The organism is Adlercreutzia equolifaciens (assembly GCF_029076695.1).
GTDB lineage: Bacteria > Actinomycetota > Coriobacteriia > Coriobacteriales > Eggerthellaceae > Adlercreutzia > Adlercreutzia equolifaciens_A.
This window is the reverse complement of sequence record NZ_JARFIK010000220.1, coordinates 1-324: the sequence shown is the minus strand read 5'-3', so window position 1 is coordinate 324 and position 324 is coordinate 1. Positions and strand designations below refer to the sequence as shown.

Sequence of the window (324 nt, the reverse complement as noted above, 5' to 3'; positions counted from 1 at the left end):
CTCCTTGCCCTGGCTCGTCAGATGCTGGCACAGCGTGCACTTCTCCACAACGTTCTGCTCCTTGTTCCAGTTACGCACACCGTAGGTGCAGGCCATCATGCAGTACTTGCAGCCGATGCACACCGACTTGTCGATGAGCACGACGCCGTCCTCGTTGCGATAGCTGGCGCCCGTGGGGCACACATGGGTGCACGGAGAGTTCTCGCACTGCTGGCACATGGTGGGCAGCCAGTACTCCTCTACGTCCGGGAACGTGCCATGGGGTCCATCGATAATCACCTTGTTCCAGTACTCGCACAAGGCAACGTTGTTCTCCATCTTGCA

Annotated in this window: 1 protein-coding gene; it reads right to left on the bottom strand. The window is 58.6% G+C overall.

Annotated features, from left to right (window positions below):
• A partial coding sequence (locus tag PZH32_RS12135; protein ID WP_275208509.1) for a 4Fe-4S dicluster domain-containing protein occupies positions 1–324 on the bottom strand: 324 nt, incomplete at both ends.